Raw genomic sequence first — 17209 nt, 5'->3', positions numbered from 1 at the left:
ATTGGAGAGAGTGAGCGATGCAGAACAGCGACCTGATCTGGGACTTGGTCGATAATCACAGGACCGAGTTCGAGGCCCTGAGCGACCGCGTCTGGGGCATGCCGGAAATAGCCTATGCGGAATATCGTTCCGTGACCGAGCATGCGGCCATGCTGCGCCAGCAGGGCTTCCGCGTGACCGAGAACGTGGCCGGTATTCCGACGGCGGTGATGGGCGAGGCAGGCGAGGGCGGCCCGATCGTCGCCATCCTCGGTGAATACGATGCGCTGCCAGGGCTCAGCCAGGAAGCGGGTGTCGCTCAGCCGCGCCCCTTGCCCGGCAATGGGCATGGCCATGGATGCGGCCACAATCTGCTCGGCTCCGCTGCAATGCTGGCGGCGACGGCGATCAAGGACTGGCTGGAGAAGTCCGGCAAACCCGGCCGCGTGCGCTATTACGGTTGCCCGGCCGAGGAAGGCGGTGCCGCGAAATCCTTCATGGCCCGCGAGGGCGCGTTCGATGGTGTCGACATCGCCATTACCTGGCATCCGAGCGCCTTCACGGAAGTGGCACGCGCACTTTCGCTCGCCAATACCCGCATGGATTTCCGATTTACCGGCCGGGCCTCGCATGCCGCCGCAGCGCCCCATCTCGGCCGCTCCGCGCTCGACGCGGTGGAACTGATGAATGTCGGCGTCAACTATCTGCGCGAGCACGTTCCCTCCGACAGCCGCATCCACTATGCGATGCTCGATTCCGGCGGCATCGCGCCGAACGTGGTGCAGGCAACGGCCGCCGTCCGCTATGCCATCCGCTCTCGAGATCTCAAGGGCATGCAGGAGCTCAACGAACGTGTGAAACAGGTTGCGCAAGGCGCTGCAATGATGACGGGGACGACGGTTCACATCTCCATCATGAGTGCTGTTTCCAATCTGTTGCCGAACCGCCCGCTGGAAGAAGCCATGCAGCGCAATCTTGAGCGCCTTGGGCCTATACCTTTCGATGCGCAAGACAAGGCCTTCGCGGCGAAGATTCAGGCGACGTTGAGCGAAGAGGATATCAACAACGCCTATCGCGCCGTCGGCATTCCGCGCCGGCAGGAGACACCGCTCTGCGATTTCATCGTACCGCTCGATGTCCGCGGCGAACCAATGATCGGCTCCACGGACGTCGGTGACGTGAGCTGGGTGATGCCGACCGTGCAGGCACATGCCGCGACGATTGCCATCGGCACGCCCGGCCATTCCTGGCAGGTGACGGCGCAGGGCAAGATGCCCGCCGCTCACAAGGGGATGACCCATGCCGCCAAGATGATGGCCACCACCGCGATCGACGTTTTTAGCGACGCCGAGCTGCTTGCTGCAGCGAAAAAGGATCATCAGGAGCGCGTCGGCAGGACGCCCTATGTGTGCCCCATTCCGGCCGACGTGACGCCCCCGCTGCAGCCGCGCCCGAAGGAGGCGGCCTGAAATTCCTTCAGCATTGCTTCGAGTGGCACCTGTTTCAGTCAACAATCAAAAAAGGGGAATTGAGAACATGACCAGAAAGCAAATTATCAAATGCCGCCGCCTGATTGCCGCAGCAGCCGGCGTTTTCCTTTCGTCAATCAGCCCGCCGGCCCTTGCCGCGACGCCGGATTCCGCGCTCGTCATGGCTTGGAATATCGATGCGATCAGCACCTTCGACCCGGCGCAGATCGGTGAAGTCGTGACCAGCGAACTGATGCAGAACACCTGCGACTCGCTGGTCGATTTCGATCCCGCCGACGAATCGAAGGTCGTTCCTCTTCTGGCGAAGAGCTGGGATGTTTCGCCGGACCGCATGCAGATCACGTTCCATCTCAATGAGAACATGAAGTTCCCGAGCGGCGAGCCGGCAACCGCCAAGGAGCTTGCCTGGTCCATGCAACGTGTCGTTCAGCTGGGTTACGGCAATGCGTCGACACTTACCGAATATGGCTTCAGCAAGGACAATGTGAAGGAACGCATCGCGGCGACGGACGACAACACGCTCGTCATGAAGCTGGACAAGCCCTATCCGACCAACCTCATTCTCCAGGCGATCGGCGCCAACCGCGTCTCTTCGCTTCTTGACATGAAGACGCTCATGGAGAAGCAGGTGAATGGCGACCTCGGTAACAAGTATCTCGCCACCAACACTGCCTGCGTCGGTCCCTATCGGCTGGTGCAGTGGAACGCGGGTGAATCCGTCGTTCTTCAGGCGAACGACGGATATTACGGCACCAAGCCAAAGCTCTCCCGCGTTCTGATCCGCCACGTCGCCGAGCCGGGAACGCAACGCCTCCTGCTGACCCAGGGCGATGTCGACATTGCGCGCGATCTTTCACCTGACGATCTGGCCGATCTCGACGGCAAGCCGGGCCTCAAGATCGAGCGCGTACTGAAGCCGCAGCTCTTCTTCTGGGTTTTCAACGTGGCCGACCCGGTCTTCCAGAACGAAAAAGTGCGCCTGGCGATGCGCTATCTCATCGATTATGACGGGCTCGCCAAGTCGGTCATGACCTATCTCGGCGTGCCGCGTGCAAGCTTTGCGCAGCTCGGCGCTGTGGGCGCTCTGGATGAGAAGCAAGGCCAGCCCTTTACGCTCGATCTCGAAAAGGCGAAGGCACTTCTCTCCGAAGCGGGTTATCCGAACGGCTTTGAAAGCGATGTCCTGTTCGGCACCCTGCCGCATTCGGCGCCGATCGCCCAAAGCATCCAGCAGAACGCGGCCAAGGTGGGCGTCAAGCTCAATCTGGAACGCATGGCCAATGCCCAGCTCTTCAGCCGCATTCGCGGCCGCGAGTTCAAGAGCGGCATGCTGGCCTGGCAGACCGGCGTTCCCGATGCGCATGGCAATGCCTCGCGCCTCGTCTACAACCCGGACAATCGCGCGGAAGCGAAACTGACGCAGATTCCAGCATGGCGCGCCGCCTTCCAGAACGAGGACTTCAACAAGCGTGTCCAGGAAGCGCTTCTCGAAGGCGATCCGGAAATGCGCAACCAAATCTACTATGCGCTTCAGAAGGATGTGATGGAAAAAGGCCCGATGGCCATCATGTTTCAGATGTACAACATCCTTGGCATGAGCGACAAGGTGAAGGATTGGAGCTGGAACGGGTTCCGCGTCTACTACACGTCCGCCTCCAAATAGGGGAGGCGAGTCCATGGCGGAAATCACCACCTCCGTTCCCCGCGACAATGCGGGGACGGACCTCAGGCCGAACCCCTTATTCCTCGTTGGGAGGATCATCGGCAAGACGTTGCTGCCGGTTCTGGTGACCCTGTTCGGTCTTGCGGCCCTGACCTTCTTCATCGGCAGGATGCTGCCGATCGATCCGGTTGTCGCCATTCTCGGCGACAATGCCACCCAGGAAGCCTATGACAACATGGCCCGCTCGCTCGGGATGGACAAACCGCTCTGGTATCAGTTCGGCATCTATCTGAAGGGCATACTGTCGCTTGATTTCGGACAGGCTCTGACGACCGGAAAACCGGTTATCGAAGATATCGCTCGTGTGTTTCCCGCGACGATCGAGCTCGCCACCTTGTCGATCATTATCGGCACGGGGCTCGGCATCCCGGCCGGCGTGCTTGGGGCGATGTACCGGAACTCCTGGATCGACCATGTGATCCGCTTCACCGGCCTCATAGGCTATTCGGCGCCGAACTTCTGGCTCGGCCTCATGGGACTGGTGATCTTCTACGCCACGCTCGGCTGGATCGGCGGACCGGGGCGCATCGACTTCATCTACGAGTTCGATATCGAGCCGATTACCGGCTTTTATCTGGTCGACACGGCGATCACGGGGAAATGGGATGTTTTTCGCAATGCCTTCGGTCACATCATCCTGCCCGCCTCGATTCTCGGCTTCGGCGCTCTTGCCTATATCAGCCGCATGACCCGCAGCTTCATGATGGAGCAGCTTGGCCAGGAATACATCATAACCGCGCGCGTGAAGGGGCTCTCCTGGGGACGGACCGTCTGGGTCCACGCCTTTCGCAACGTCGCCGTGCAGGTCGTGACCGTCGTTGCCCTTTCCTATGCCTTCCTCCTCGAGGGCGCGGTACTGACCGAAACGGTCTTCGCATGGCCGGGTTTCGGCCGATACCTGACCAACGCCCTGCTGGTCGGCGATATGAACGCCGTGGTCGGGTGCTCGCTTCTGGTCGGTATCATCTTCGTCACCCTCAATCTCTTCTGCGATGTCCTTTATCGCGTCGTCGATCCCAGAACCCGGTGAGGCCGCCATGACCGACAAAGCCATGACATCTCAGAACATTTCACTCTCCGGCCTCGGCGCATGGTTGCATGCGCCCGTGCCCACTTCCCCTTTTCACGCCCGCATGCAGCAGCTCTGGCTGCAATGGTGGCGATTGCGTTCCAATGTTTCGGCGCTGTTCGGCCTTGCCGTCATCGTCGTCATTCTTGCCGCTGCGCTTCTGGCGCCGCTTCTGGCGACCCATGACATCTTCGAGCAGGATCTCGCGATGCGCCTCCTGCCCCCCTCGGCGGAACACTGGCTGGGTACTGACGAACTCGGCCGCGACGTCTATAGCCGCCTGATCTATGGTGCGCGGATCACCCTCTACATCGCTCTTCTGACCACCGTCATCGTTGCGCCCATCGGTTTGCTGGTGGGCACGACAGCCGGTTACCTGGGGGGCTGGGTCGATACGGTTCTGATGCGCATCGTCGATATTTTCCTCGCCTTCCCGAACCTCATTCTCGCGCTGGCGTTCGTCGCTGCCCTGGGTCCCGGCATCGAGAACGCGATCATCGCGATTTCGCTTGCATCCTGGCCGCCGATCGCACGTCTCGCCCGTGCCGAAACCCTGACCATTCGCAAGTCCGATTATATCGCGGCGGTCCGCCTCCAGGGCGCGTCGAAATTGCGGATCATCTTCGGGCACGTCGTGCCTATGTGCATCCCCTCCGTCGTCGTGCGCGTGACGCTCAACATGGCGGCGATCATCCTGACGGCGGCCGGCCTCGGCTTCCTCGGCCTCGGGGCACAGCCTCCGAGCCCGGAATGGGGCACCATGCTTTCCTCCGGCCGGGAGTTCGTGATGACGAGCTGGTGGATCGCTGCCATTCCCGGTACCGCCATCCTGCTGACCAGTCTCGCCTTCAATCTCTTCGGCGACGGACTGCGCGACGTTCTGGACCCCCGCCATGGATAAGCCGCTCATTGACGTTGAGGACCTCAGGATCCGCTTTCACGGCGCGCATCGCAATCATGACGCCGTCCGGGGGATATCCTTCACCATCGGCCGCGAGAAGGTCGGGGTTGTCGGCGAGTCCGGTTCCGGCAAGTCGCTCACCGGGCGCTCGCTGCTGAAGCTGACGCCGAAGGGCGCGAAAATCACCGCAACCCGCATGCAGTTCCGCGGCACGGACCTCCTGGCCGCCAGCGAAAAGGACATGCGCCGGATTCGCGGCAATCATATCTCGATGATCCTGCAGGATCCGAAATACTCGCTCAACCCGCTGATGCGCATCGGCAACCAGATCGTCGAGGCTTACCGGCTGCATCACAATGCGCCGCCTGCCGAAGCCAAGGCCAAGGCGCTTGCCATGCTGGAAGCGGTGCAGATCCGCGAGCCGAAGCGCGTCTTCGATCTTTTTCCGCATGAGGTATCCGGCGGCATGGGGCAGCGCATCATGATCGCCATGATGCTGATCCCCGAGCCGGACCTGATCATCGCCGACGAGCCGACCTCTGCGCTGGATGTGACAGTGCGCCGCCAGGTCCTGACGATCCTTGACGAACTGGTGAGCCGGAGGGGAACGGGCCTGATGTTCATCAGCCACGACCTCAATCTGGTTGCCAGCTTCTGCGATCGGGTTCTCGTCATGTATGCCGGCAGGATCATGGAGGATCTTCCCGCGCGGGACCTGCATCAGGCCCGCCATCCCTACACGCAGGCGCTTCTCGAAAGCCTGCCACGCCTCGACCATCCGGTGGACGAGTTGAGGGTACCAGTCCGTGATCCCTCCTGGCTCGACGGGCCTGTTTATCGCAACGGAGTCCTTGTATGAGCGCGCCCGATCGTTCCCTGATAGAGGCTATCGGCCTTTCCATCAGCTTCGGTGCCCAGAACATGCGCACCCGCGTCGTCAATGATGTGTCCTTCCGTATCCAGAAAGGGGAGGCCTATGGCCTCATCGGTGAATCGGGTTGCGGCAAGTCGACGATCCTGCACGCTCTTTCCGGCTTGAACAGCGATTACGAGGGTGCGCTCGTCCTCGGGGCTCGTGAATTGCCGAAGAAGCGCGGCAAGGATTTTTTCCGCCGCGTGCAGATGGTCTTCCAGGACCCCTATGGCAGTCTGCATCCGCGCAAGATCGTGGAACGGGTTCTGGCCGAGCCGCTCGCCATCCACGGCTTCGACCGCCCGTCGGAACGTATCGCCGAGACACTGGAGGCCGTCGGGCTTGGTCCGTCCTTCCGCTACCGCTATCCCCATGAACTGTCCGGCGGACAGCGCCAGCGCGTGGCGATTGCAAGGGCGCTGATCATCGAGCCGGACGTGCTTCTGCTGGACGAGCCGACCTCGGCTCTCGATGTCTCCGTGCAGGCGGAAATCCTGAACCTCCTGAAGCGCCTGCGCCGCGAGCGCAACCTGACCTATCTCATGGTGTCGCACGATCTTGCGGTGATCGCCCATATCTGCGAGCGCGCCGGGATCATGCATCAGGGACGGATCATCGAGGAACTGAGCGCGGAACAGATCCGCCATTTCCAGGCGAGGGAGGATTACACGCGAGCGTTTCTCGAAGCCAGCATCGAGGCGGTGGCGCGCCGCGAGGAGGTTGGAGCATGAATGTCGAGGTCGCGTTCAAGAAAGACGATCCGATCGACCTTGAATGGGAATGGCATGGCAGCGAAGGCTCTGCCGGCTTCCGGCCGGGGGCGCTGGAGGCGGTCCGCGCCTGCGCGGCATCGCAGGCGACCGACATGCTGCTCGTCATTCGTCACGGCAAGGTGGCCTTCTCTCTCGGCGATCCGGCGCGAAAATTCCTCTGCCATTCCATCCGCAAAAGTTTCCTTGCCGCCCTGATCGGCTTCGAGGTGGAAAGCGGCAGGATCGATCTTTCGGCGACGCTGGAAAGCCTCGGCATCGACGACCGGGAGGGGCTGAGCGACATCGAGAGGCAGGCCACCGTCTATGACTTGCTGACCGCCCGTTCCGGCATCTATCATCCGGCCGGTTACGAAACCGTCTGGATGCGACGGATCAAGGAGACGCGACATTCTCACGCGCCCGGAACCTTCTGGTGTTACAACAACTGGGACTTCAACGCGCTCGGCACGATCTTCACCCGCTTGACCGGTGAGACTGTTCATGAGGCCTTCGCTCGCCGCATCGCCGGCCCGACCGGCATGGAGGACTTCTCGCTTGGCGGTGACAAACCGGATGGGTGGCACGAGAGGTTCGACATCAGCGACCATCCCGCCTATCCGTTCCGTATGTCGAGCCGCGACCTCGCGCGTTTCGGGCAACTCTTCCTTCAGCGGGGGGTCTGGAACGGAGCGCCAGTGCTCCCGGTCGGATGGGCACATGAGTGTGTCATGCCCTATTCGCACGCCGGTACCCGCGGCGCCTATGGTTACATGTGGTGGCTGGAGAGGGACGGCGTCTTCCTGCCCGGTGTCGTCACGCCGAAAGGCAGCTATGCGGCGCTTGGCGCCGGCGGTCATTACTGCCTGGTCATGCCGGCACTGGATATGGTCGTGATCCACCGCGTCGATACCGAAATACCCGGACGCGAGGTCAAGAACTTTGGTATGGGACGGCTGCTGCGGCATCTGCTGGCCGCGATAGATACGTCCTGAGCACGGCTTTCCGAATTCCTGCTTCCTGCCATCTGCGTCTCTCGTCGGCCGCAGCTGGATTTGTGTTTCCTCCGAACGGTTTACCAATGAGTCCCATGACAATGAGCGTTATCGAAACCATTGCGGCATGGTGCGCCGCACCACCGGCAACCACGGATACTGCCCGGAGGCTTGCCCGCGAGGCGATCGCCGACACGCTTGCCTGTCTCTACGCGGGCCGGGGCGATATCAGCACCCTGGCGGTCAGCCGCGCCTTCGGGTCGCAGTCCGTGGACGAAGCACCGCTCGTGACCGGCGCGCGCCAGTCTCCCTCCGTTGCAGCTCTTGTGAACGGCACGGCGGCACATGCGCTCGATTACGACGACAATTTCAAACCCGGCATGAGCCATGCCTCGGCGGTCATCGTGCCGGCATTGCTCGCTATTGCCGGCCGGACCGGAGCAAGCGGCCGTGCGCTGGTGGATGCCTATCTTGTGGCGCTCCAGGCACAGGCCTTTGTCGGCAGCGGCGTTGCCGGATCACACTACACCGCCGGATGGCATGGCACGTCAACGATCGGCAGCATCGGTACCGCGGCGGGAGCGGCAAAGCTCCTGGGACTGGACGCCGGCGGGATTGCCCGGGCCCTTTCCCTGGGAGCAAGCATGGCGTCCGGCACGAAGGGACAATTCGGCACTCCGGCCAAGCCGTTCCATGCCGGAATGGCGGCCCGCAACGCTGTCGAAGCGGCTTTGCTGGCAGCCGAAGGATTATATGGCAGATCGGACATTCTCGAAGGGCCGCAGGGATTCCTCGAAATGTTCGGCGGCTCGGACCCTGTGGGCTATGATCGCGAGTCTATCGCGTGCACCCGTGATCATGTCATCGAGACTGTCGGGCTCATGCCGAAGCGACACCCCTGCTGCGGCTCGACACATTTGGTCATCGACATGGCGCTCGACCTTCTGCATGAGGTGCCGCTTGATGCCGACGCCGTCGTCTCCGCGGAATGCCATGTCGGTATCGCGAATTTTCGCAACCTCCCTTATACCAAGCCAGTCAACGAGATGGAGGCACGCTTCTCCATGCAATATTGCCTGGCGCTCGCCTTGCGCCGCAAGAAGCTGTCATTGTCGGATTTCACGCCGCCAAGCGTGGCCGCTTTGGTGCGGGACCCGCTGCTCGCGAAGATTTCGATGACCCATTACACTCCGGCAGAAGAACGTGCCGCAACACAGCTGCCACATCGGTTAAGGATCACACTCGATGGCGGCCATGTCTACGAAAAGGAACGTTTCTTCGCGCGGGGTGGTCTTGCCGACCCCTTTTCAGAAGAGGACCGCAGGACGAAGTTCCTTGATTGTGTCGCAGGCCTCAAGGACGCAGAAGCACTTTACGCGACTCTCGAAGCGCTCGACGAACTGACGAATATGAGCTTTCTTGAACAGCTCTTCGACAATCGCACGACAGCGGCTTGAAGAAGCAGGCCTCGGGGCAAATATCGGCTGGATCAAGGAACGACGCGGTCGGCGAGCATGCCGACCTCTTCGGCACGTCTCCAGAACTGTCCTGCACGCTTGCTGCGCAAACGGTAGGAACGGTAGAGCCTGATCTCCACCTCCATGTCGAGTGACGGGTCCGCTGCCCGAACGAGCTGCCCTGTGCTCATTTCGTTGACTGCCAGACTTTCGGGAATCCAGGCGACGCCGTGACCGGACACGGCCATGGCCTTCAGGGCGGCCGACATCGCGTTTTCATAAACGGTATTCAAGCGGATTGCAGTCTTGTCAAAGATGGTCTTGGGAAGTGCCTGGGCGAAGAAGGAACTATCCCGATAACTCAGATAATTTACGGGCGTTCCGTCGGCGCATACCTGGTGAATGGGAGCACCGTCGTCGGTCGGGGCTGAAATGGCGATGACGCGTTCCGACCCAAGGGTGAGATAGGGATAGTCGGACAATTCCTTGATCGCGGGGACACACTCATGCGCGTAGGTCAGAAGGAAGTCGCATTCATTGCGGAACAGCTTCGATACATTGTTGGAAAAAGAGGAGTAAGCCTCCGTGAAGCGCGTCCGGAACGACTCCCCGTCTGCCTCGATTTTCTCCATCCAGACCGGAAAGAACGTGAGAACCAGCGTACTCATGGTGGCGAAGGAGAGGATGTCTTGAGGAGCGGCATGCTGCTCCTGTGTCTCTTCGCGAAGCGCGATCAACATTTCAACTGTCTTGCGCGCGCGGGGCAGGAAGCTTTCTCCAGCAGGCGTCAGTCGCACCGGGTAGGTGGAACGATCTATCAACGGAAGCCCGACCCATTCCTCGAGCTGCCGGATGCGCCTGCTCAATGCCGACTGGGTGATGTGCCTGTCGCCAGCCGCAAGCGTAAAGTTCATGAAATGAGAAAGGCTAAGAAAATCCTCCAGCCATTTCAATTCCATAGAAGCATCTCCGGATCTTCCCCGCCGATACGGGGCACAATTTTGCGCAGAGCAGCGAAGCCACCAACATGCGCAGGAAGGCGTGTACCATGCGGCCTATGAAGGTCGCTTGCAAGCACAGGCTATCCTCCAAGCCGTCGGCGTTACGCACCGCTAAGTGGATGAATGCCCGGGCTCGCAGGAAAGGATGTATCCGCCTCCCCCAAAAGGGCGGATAACCCCTTCTCCGACACGGGAAGGATAAGTCAGGACAGTGAGAACGGGTACTTGGCGATCTTTCGTTTTGCCGTAAAATGAAAAAAGCGAAACCGCCGGAGGAGACCCAATGCTGCTCAGCAGTCGGCAGTCGGAAATCATGTCCATTGCCAAGGAGCACGGACGAGTTCTCGTCGATGACCTCTCCGCCCGCTTTGGGGTCACGCCTCAGACGATCCGCAAGGATCTCAACGATCTGTGCGACAGCAGGGCATTGACGCGGATCCATGGCGGGGCGGTGTTCCCGAGCGGCAACGAGAACGTGAAGTACGATGCGCGCCGCTCCATGGCTGCGACGGAAAAGCAGGCGATCGGCCGGATGGCGGCCGCGATTATCCCCGACAACTCGTCCCTTTTTATCAATATCGGCACCACGACCGAAGCCGTCGGCGAGGCGCTGGCGGACCACAAGGACCTGATGGTCATCACAAACAATATCAACGTTGCCAACAGATTGAGGGTCTACCCCTTCATCGAGGTGGTGATTGCCGGCGGCGTCGTGCGCGGATCGGACGGCGGTATTGTGGGCGAGGCGGCAGTGGATTTCATTCGCCAGTTCAAGGTGGATTTCGCCGTGATCGGTGTCTCGGCGATTGACGAAGACGGAGCGCTCCTCGATTTCGATTACCGGGAGGTGAAGGTTGCCCAAGCCATTATCGCCAACGCCCGGCACGTGATCCTCGTGTCCGATGCCTCCAAGTTCGAGCGTACCGCCCCGGTCCGTATCGGCCATATATCCCAGGTCCACACCTTCATCACCGATCACTGCCCTGTCCCGTCTATCAGACAAATCTGCGCGGAACGCGACGTTCGGTTGATCGAGACGAATGTTCAGAATGGCGATGAAGGTGCGAAAGCGGTTTCGAAGAATATCTTTTGACATTCGATTTTGTTTCGATTTAGATGAATTTATCTTTCGTAATCGCGCATAATGCTGCAATGCGAAATTGGTGCATAAGAAATGTCGGGCAAAGCGGTTTTCGATCTTTTCGTGATTGGCGGTGGCATCAATGGCTGCGGCATTGCGCGTGATGCGGCCGGGCGCGGCTATTCCATCGCTCTCGCCGAGATGAACGATTTTGCCTCCGGCACATCATCAGGCGCCACCAAGCTCATCCATGGCGGCTTGCGCTACCTTGAACATTACGAATTCCGGCTTGTGCGCGAGTCGCTGATGGAGCGCGAAACCCTCTGGGCCATGGCGCCGCACATCATCTGGCCGCTGCGGTTCGTTCTGCCCTATCACAAGGGCGGAATTCGGCCGGCATGGATGATCCGCCTCGGCCTTTTCCTTTACGACCATCTGGGCGGCCGCAAGCTGCTGCCTCCGACCGCCGTGCTGGACATGCGGTCAGACCCTGCTGCAAAGCCGCTCAAATCGCTTTTCACCAAGGCTTTCGAATATTCCGACGGTTGGGTGGATGATGCCCGGATGGTGGTGTTGAACGCCCGCGATGCGGCAGACAAGGGTGCGTTGATCATGCCGCGCACCAAGGTCGTCTCCGCCAAGCGCGAGAACGGTTTTTGGTCGATCGATACGGTTGATGCTATTTCCGGCCAGACCGCAAGCCATCAAGCGAGAATGCTTGTCAATGCCGCTGGCCCGTGGGTCGACCACGTCATCCGCGGTGTCTTCGGCCGTAACGAGGCTCACAATGTCCGCCTCGTTCAGGGCAGCCATATCGTCGTGAAGAAGAAGTTCGACGGTGAGCGTGCCTACTTCTTTCAGAATCCGGACAATCGCATCATCTTTGCCATTCCCTATGAACGCGACTTCACGCTGATCGGCACCACGGATCGCGACTACAAAGGCGATCCAAAGGACGTCAAGATCAGCGATGAAGAAGTCCGATATCTCTGCGGCGCGGCCAGCGAATATTTTTCGGAACCCGTGCGGCCGGAGGACATCGTCTGGAGCTATTCCGCCGTCCGGCCACTCTATGACGACGGCGCGTCAAAAGCGCAGGAAGCCACGCGCGACTATGTGTTGAAAGTTGACGAAGCCGAGGGTGCTCCGCTGCTCAACGTGTTTGGCGGCAAGCTGACCACCTATCGCCGGCTCGCAGAGCACGCTCTGGAGAAGATTCGCGAGGCGATCGGCGCCAAGGGGGCACCCTGGACGGCCAAAAGCCGACTGCCGGGCGGTGATTTCTCTGTCGTCGGCTACAAGGATCAAGTGAAGTCGCTTCGGCAGCGCTATCCGTTCATCGAGACAAGACATGCCGAACGCCTCGTGCGCTGTTATGGTACGAATGCCGCGGTCATTCTCGGCAACGCCGCTGTCGCGGGCGATCTCGGTCGCCATTTCGGCGGCTCACTCTACGAGATCGAAATACGCTGGCTGATGGAGAAAGAGTGGGCCCGAACGGCGGAGGACGTTCTGTGGCGCCGCACCAAGCAGGGACTGTTCCTGATGGCTGATGAGGCTGCGCGACTGGAGGACTATATGGCTGGAATCCGCCGCGCAGCATAGGCGAAGCAAGGACCGGAACTGAACCGAGGGTTGGGAGGCCCGAGGCATCAATGCTCGAATTGCGCAATGTGTCGAAAATGGCAGGAGGCGAATACCACATTCGCCCCACCGATCTGACGTTGCAGCGGGGAACGCTCAATGTCCTCCTCGGCCCTACCCTTTCGGGCAAGACCTCGTTGATGCGGCTGATGGCAGGCCTTGATCGCCCGACGGATGGATCCATCAATTTCGATGGTGTGGATGTCACCGGCGTGCCGGTACAGAAGCGCAACATTGCGATGGTCTATCAGCAGTTCATCAACTATCCGTCCCTGACCGTCTACGAGAATATTGCTTCCCCAATGCGGATCGCCGGCAAGGACGCGGCGACGATCGACCGGGAAGTGCGCAAGACTGCCGACCTCCTGCGGCTGACGCCTTATCTTGACCGCACGCCGCTCAACCTTTCCGGCGGCCAGCAGCAGCGGACGGCACTTGCCCGTGCCCTCGTCAAGAATGCCGGTCTTGTGCTGATGGACGAGCCGCTCGCCAACCTCGATTACAAGCTGCGCGAGGAATTGCGCGTCGAACTGCCGAAGATATTTGCGCAATCTGGTGCGATCTTCGTCTATGCGACGACCGAACCCTCGGAGGCGCTTCTCCTTGGCGGCAATACAGTCACACTCTGCGAAGGCCGGGTGACGCAGTTCGGTCCGACGATTGATGTTTATCGCCGACCGGCTGATCTCATTACCGCAAAGACCTTCGCCGATCCGCCGCTCAACTTCATTGAAGTCATCAAGTCGGGCGGCTCGTTCCGGCATGGGGACTCCGATGGCATGCCGGTGCCATCGCATCTCGCTAACGTCGCGGACGGACCGATGACGGTCGCCTTTCACCCGCATCATCTCGGACTTTCGGCGCAGACGTCCAGTTCGGCGCATATCAGGGCCAGGACCCAGATTTCCGAGATCACCGGTTCGGAAAGCTTCGTTCACCTCGATTTCAAGGGGATTCGCTGGGTCATGCTGGCGCGGGGAATCCACGATATCGATCCTGACACGGAAATCGAGGTCTTCCTGGACACCCGCCATCTGATGGCTTTCGGAACGAACGGGCGCGCCATCGCGACCGCCGCGGCCTATTGAGGGGAAAGATATGGCACGCATCACCCTCGACCATATCCGCCACGCCTACGGAGCCAGCCCACAATCCGATCAGGATTACGCGCTGCGCGAAATCGATCATGAATGGCACGACGGTGGCGCCTACGCGCTGCTTGGCCCGTCCGGCTGTGGAAAGACGACCCTGCTCAATATCATCTCCGGCCTCCTGCAGCCGTCCCACGGCCGTATCCTGTTCGACGGAAAGGACGTAACGAATCTGTCCACTCAGGCCCGTAACATCGCGCAGGTTTTCCAGTTCCCGGTCATCTACGACACGATGACAGTTTACGACAATCTGGCGTTTCCATTGAGAAACCGCGGTGTCCCTGAACCAGAAATCGACCGGCGTGTCCGCGAGATGCTGGAGATCATCGATCTTTCGGATTGGGCGAAGCGCAAGGCCCAGAGGCTCACAGCCGACCAGAAGCAGAAGATCTCGCTCGGGCGCGGACTGGTGCGCAACGACGTCAACGCCATCCTGTTCGACGAACCGCTGACGGTGATCGATCCTCATATGAAATGGGTGCTGCGCTCGCAGTTGAAGCGGCTTCACAAACAGTTCGGCTTTACGATGGTCTATGTGACGCATGACCAGACGGAGGCACTGACATTCGCTGACAAGGTCGTGGTCATGTACGATGGCCAGATTGTCCAGATCGGCACGCCGGCAGAACTCTTCGAGCGTCCTCGGCATACTTTCGTCGGCTATTTTATCGGCTCACCCGGTATGAACGTGCTGCCCGCCAAGATCGACGGGAGCACCGTGACGATTGGCGACGAAAAGATTTCGCTTGATTACGCTCCCGATATCTCGGGCGTCGGCAAGATTGAACTCGGCATTCGCCCGGAATTTGTTCGGATCGGCAGCGAGGGAATGCCGGTAAGCATAACCCGCATAGAGGACATCGGCCGGCTTAAGATCGTGCGCGCGAGCTTCGCAGGCCAGCCGATCTCCATTGTTGCGGAAGAAGATGCAGAAATCCCATCCGAGCCACGCGTTACCTTCGACCCCGCAGCCATCAATATCTATGCCGATTCGTGGCGCGTCGGCGGGGAGGGCTGATCATGGAGAAGACCTGGAACAACAAGGCCTGGTTCCTGGTGCTGCCGGTCCTGCTGCTCGTCGCCTTCTCGGCGGTGATCCCGTTGATGACCGTGGTCAACTATTCGGTTCAGGACACCTTCGGCAACAACGAATTTTTCTGGGCCGGTACGGACTGGTTCGACGATATCCTGCATTCCGATAGGTTTTGGGAAGCGCTGCAGCGCAACCTCCTCTTTTCCTTCATCATCCTGGCGCTGGAAATCCCGCTTGGCATCTTCATTGCGCTCAACATGCCGAAGAAGGGCATCGGCGTTCCCGTTTGCCTCGTCCTGATGGCGCTTCCGCTCCTCATTCCATGGAACGTGGTCGGCACAATCTGGCAGGTCTTCGGCCGGGTCGACATCGGATTATTGGGCCACACGCTCTGGGCGCTCGGCATCGACTACAACTATGTCCGCGATCCGATCGACGCCTGGATTACCGTCGTCATCATGGATGTGTGGCATTGGACGAGCCTGGTCGTGCTTCTGTGCTATGCCGGTCTGGTCTCCATCCCGGACGCCTATTATCAGGCAGCCAAGATCGACGGCGCTTCGCGCTGGTCCGTTTTCCGCTACATCCAATTGCCGAAGATGAAGCGTGTGCTGCTGATCGCCGTGCTCCTGCGCTTCATGGACAGCTTCATGATCTATACCGAGCCTTTCGTGGTGACCGGCGGAGGCCCCGGCAATTCGACCACCTTCCTGTCGATCGATCTCGTGAAGATGGCGGTCGGACAGTTCGATCTCGGGCCGGCGGCTGCCATGTCCATCATCTATTTCCTGATCATCCTGCTGCTCTCATGGATATTCTACACCGTGATGACTAGCAGCGACGCGAACCGTTGAGAAAGGAGAGAGCCATGGCTTCGCCTACGAAATACAAGCCTGCCGGTAATTTCTCCTGGCTCGTTTCGACGATCTATATCATCTTCCTGCTGTTGCCGATCTATTGGCTCATCAACATGAGCTTCAAGGAAAATGCCGAGATTACCGGCACCTTTTCGCTCTGGCCGCAGAACCCGACGCTCAGGAACTACACGGTGATCTTCACCGATCCGTCCTGGTATTCGGGTTATATCAACTCGATCATCTACGTGGTGATGAATACCGTGATTTCGGTGCTTGCGGCGCTGCCGGCTGCCTATGCCTTCTCGCGCTATCGGTTCCTCGGCGACAAGCACCTGTTCTTCTGGCTGCTGACGAACCGGATGGCGCCGCCTGCGGTCTTCGCCCTGCCTTTCTTCCAGCTTTATTCCGCCTTCGGTCTCATCGACACACATATTGCGGTTGCGCTGGCGCATTGCCTGTTCAACGTGCCACTTGCCGTCTGGATCCTGGAGGGCTTCATGTCCGGCGTGCCGAAGGAAATCGACGAGACGGCCTATATCGACGGCTATTCCTTCCCGCGCTTCTTCGTCAGGATTTTCACGCCGCTGATCGCCTCCGGCATCGGGGTGGCCGCCTTCTTCTGCTTCATGTTTTCGTGGGTGGAACTGCTTCTTGCCCGCACGCTGACGACGACGGCGGCAAAACCCATCTCCGCAATCATGACGCGTACGGTCTCTGCTGCCGGGATGGACTGGGGCGTGCTCGCCGCCGCGGGTGTGCTCACCATCGTGCCGGGCGCGCTGGTCATCTATTTCGTCCGAAACTACATCGCCAAGGGCTTTGCGCTCGGCCGCGTCTGACAAGGAGGAAGCACGCATGAACTTTTCATGGATGGCCTGGACGCTTCCCACGGCGTTGTTCTTCCTGACGATCCTCATGCTGCTGATCGGCATGAGCGTCTGGGAATATTTTGCACCGGGAGGCTCGCCGCGCGTCGGCATCCTGCGGTTTGAAACGACGCGGGGAGACCGGCTCTTCATCTCGCTGCTCGGGGCTGCATTCATTCATCTTGCATGGCTGGGGCTGGTCGGTCCCAACCTGTGGTGGGCTCTTGCCATAGCGGTGGTCTACGCCATCGGCGTTTTCCGCTTCGTCTAAAGGCAAGCTGATACGGGCGACCAGAATAC

At 60.1% G+C, this 17209-nt stretch carries 16 protein-coding genes; 15 read left to right on the top strand and 1 reads right to left on the bottom strand.

The window, feature by feature from the left end; genetic code table 11:
* Positions 1-17 precede the first annotated feature (17 nt).
* From ABK249_RS13320 to ABK249_RS13285, 8 genes are all read left to right on the top strand, one after another.
* Complete coding sequence (locus ABK249_RS13320) at positions 18-1448, top strand: M20 family metallopeptidase (RefSeq protein WP_227704111.1); 1431 nt, start codon at positions 18-20, stop codon at positions 1446-1448.
* 67 nt (positions 1449-1515) lie between these two features.
* Entirely contained in the window at positions 1516-3132 is a 1617-nt protein-coding gene (locus ABK249_RS13315; RefSeq protein ID WP_227704110.1) for an ABC transporter substrate-binding protein, read from the top strand.
* Between the two features lie 22 nt (positions 3133-3154).
* A complete protein-coding gene (locus ABK249_RS13310) occupies positions 3155-4222 on the top strand; it encodes an ABC transporter permease (protein WP_407722134.1) in 1068 nt (355 codons plus the stop codon).
* 7 nt (positions 4223-4229) lie between these two features.
* Entirely contained in the window at positions 4230-5162 is a 933-nt protein-coding gene (gene nikC, locus ABK249_RS13305; protein WP_227704109.1) for a nickel transporter permease, read from the top strand.
* Complete coding sequence (locus ABK249_RS13300) at positions 5155-6021, top strand: ABC transporter ATP-binding protein (RefSeq protein ID WP_227704108.1); 867 nt, start codon at positions 5155-5157, stop codon at positions 6019-6021. Before nikC ends, ABK249_RS13300 begins: the two co-directional genes overlap by 8 nt.
* On the top strand, positions 6018-6806 hold the full coding sequence (locus tag ABK249_RS13295) for an ABC transporter ATP-binding protein (protein WP_227704107.1): 789 nt from the start codon (positions 6018-6020) through the stop codon (positions 6804-6806). The genes ABK249_RS13300 and ABK249_RS13295 overlap by 4 nt, the downstream gene beginning before the upstream one ends.
* Entirely contained in the window at positions 6803-7819 is a 1017-nt protein-coding gene (locus ABK249_RS13290; protein WP_227704106.1) for a serine hydrolase domain-containing protein, read from the top strand. The genes ABK249_RS13295 and ABK249_RS13290 overlap by 4 nt, the downstream gene beginning before the upstream one ends.
* Before the next feature lie 101 nt (positions 7820-7920).
* Positions 7921-9276, top strand: a complete 1356-nt coding sequence (locus ABK249_RS13285) for an MmgE/PrpD family protein (protein WP_227704105.1) — start codon at positions 7921-7923, stop codon at positions 9274-9276.
* A gap of 32 nt (positions 9277-9308) precedes the next feature.
* Here the strand turns inward: ABK249_RS13285 and ABK249_RS13280 are convergent, their stop codons facing one another.
* Positions 9309-10235 (bottom strand): LysR family transcriptional regulator, encoded by a 927-nt coding sequence (locus ABK249_RS13280; RefSeq protein WP_037153258.1) that lies wholly within the window; start codon positions 10233-10235, stop codon positions 9309-9311.
* A 325-nt stretch (positions 10236-10560) separates the two neighbouring features.
* Between ABK249_RS13280 and ABK249_RS13275 the strand changes: the two genes are divergently transcribed.
* The 7 genes from ABK249_RS13275 to ABK249_RS13245 all read left to right on the top strand — a co-directional run bounded on the left by ABK249_RS13275 (position 10561) and on the right by ABK249_RS13245 (position 17180).
* Positions 10561-11370, top strand: coding sequence for a DeoR/GlpR family DNA-binding transcription regulator (locus ABK249_RS13275; RefSeq protein WP_227704104.1), 810 nt, complete (start codon positions 10561-10563; stop codon positions 11368-11370).
* Between the two features lie 81 nt (positions 11371-11451).
* Complete coding sequence (gene glpD, locus ABK249_RS13270) at positions 11452-12963, top strand: glycerol-3-phosphate dehydrogenase (protein ID WP_227704103.1); 1512 nt, start codon at positions 11452-11454, stop codon at positions 12961-12963.
* 50 nt (positions 12964-13013) lie between these two features.
* Positions 13014-14090, top strand: coding sequence for an ABC transporter ATP-binding protein (locus ABK249_RS13265; protein ID WP_037153250.1), 1077 nt, complete (start codon positions 13014-13016; stop codon positions 14088-14090).
* 10 nt (positions 14091-14100) lie between these two features.
* The gene (locus ABK249_RS13260; protein WP_037153247.1) at positions 14101-15171 is read left to right on the top strand and encodes an ABC transporter ATP-binding protein; all 1071 of its coding nucleotides are present in this window, start codon (positions 14101-14103) and stop codon (positions 15169-15171) included.
* 2 nt (positions 15172-15173) lie between these two features.
* Entirely contained in the window at positions 15174-16040 is an 867-nt protein-coding gene (locus ABK249_RS13255) for a carbohydrate ABC transporter permease (protein WP_037153244.1), read from the top strand.
* A gap of 14 nt (positions 16041-16054) precedes the next feature.
* Complete coding sequence (locus ABK249_RS13250) at positions 16055-16882, top strand: carbohydrate ABC transporter permease (RefSeq protein ID WP_227704102.1); 828 nt, start codon at positions 16055-16057, stop codon at positions 16880-16882.
* Positions 16883-16898: 16 nt separating this feature from the next.
* The gene (locus ABK249_RS13245) at positions 16899-17180 is read left to right on the top strand and encodes a DUF2160 domain-containing protein (RefSeq protein ID WP_037153237.1); all 282 of its coding nucleotides are present in this window, start codon (positions 16899-16901) and stop codon (positions 17178-17180) included.
* Positions 17181-17209: the final 29 nt, after the last annotated feature.

The sequence above is a fragment of the Neorhizobium phenanthreniclasticum genome (assembly GCF_040066075.1).
Taxonomy (GTDB): domain Bacteria; phylum Pseudomonadota; class Alphaproteobacteria; order Rhizobiales; family Rhizobiaceae; genus Neorhizobium; species Neorhizobium petrolearium.
The sequence above is the reverse complement of the archived record's forward strand: the minus strand, read 5'-3'. Positions and strand labels throughout refer to the sequence as shown.

What these genes read in the sequence shown, in the direction of transcription:
- ABK249_RS13320 (WP_227704111.1), top strand. Translation starts at nt 18, where the DNA reads ATGCAGAACAGCGACCTGATCTGGGACTTGGTCGATAATCACAGGACC.
- ABK249_RS13315 (WP_227704110.1), top strand. Translation starts at nt 1,516, where the DNA reads ATGACCAGAAAGCAAATTATCAAATGCCGCCGCCTGATTGCCGCAGCA.
- nikC (WP_227704109.1), top strand. Translation starts at nt 4,230, where the DNA reads ATGACCGACAAAGCCATGACATCTCAGAACATTTCACTCTCCGGCCTC.
- ABK249_RS13300 (WP_227704108.1), top strand. Translation starts at nt 5,155, where the DNA reads ATGGATAAGCCGCTCATTGACGTTGAGGACCTCAGGATCCGCTTTCAC.
- ABK249_RS13295 (WP_227704107.1), top strand. Translation starts at nt 6,018, where the DNA reads ATGAGCGCGCCCGATCGTTCCCTGATAGAGGCTATCGGCCTTTCCATC.
- ABK249_RS13290 (WP_227704106.1), top strand. Translation starts at nt 6,803, where the DNA reads ATGAATGTCGAGGTCGCGTTCAAGAAAGACGATCCGATCGACCTTGAA.
- ABK249_RS13285 (WP_227704105.1), top strand. Translation starts at nt 7,921, where the DNA reads ATGAGCGTTATCGAAACCATTGCGGCATGGTGCGCCGCACCACCGGCA.
- ABK249_RS13280 (WP_037153258.1), bottom strand. Translation starts at nt 10,235, where the DNA reads ATGGAATTGAAATGGCTGGAGGATTTTCTTAGCCTTTCTCATTTCATG.
- ABK249_RS13275 (WP_227704104.1), top strand. Translation starts at nt 10,561, where the DNA reads ATGCTGCTCAGCAGTCGGCAGTCGGAAATCATGTCCATTGCCAAGGAG.
- glpD (WP_227704103.1), top strand. Translation starts at nt 11,452, where the DNA reads ATGTCGGGCAAAGCGGTTTTCGATCTTTTCGTGATTGGCGGTGGCATC.
- ABK249_RS13265 (WP_037153250.1), top strand. Translation starts at nt 13,014, where the DNA reads ATGCTCGAATTGCGCAATGTGTCGAAAATGGCAGGAGGCGAATACCAC.
- ABK249_RS13260 (WP_037153247.1), top strand. Translation starts at nt 14,101, where the DNA reads ATGGCACGCATCACCCTCGACCATATCCGCCACGCCTACGGAGCCAGC.
- ABK249_RS13255 (WP_037153244.1), top strand. Translation starts at nt 15,174, where the DNA reads ATGGAGAAGACCTGGAACAACAAGGCCTGGTTCCTGGTGCTGCCGGTC.
- ABK249_RS13250 (WP_227704102.1), top strand. Translation starts at nt 16,055, where the DNA reads ATGGCTTCGCCTACGAAATACAAGCCTGCCGGTAATTTCTCCTGGCTC.
- ABK249_RS13245 (WP_037153237.1), top strand. Translation starts at nt 16,899, where the DNA reads ATGAACTTTTCATGGATGGCCTGGACGCTTCCCACGGCGTTGTTCTTC.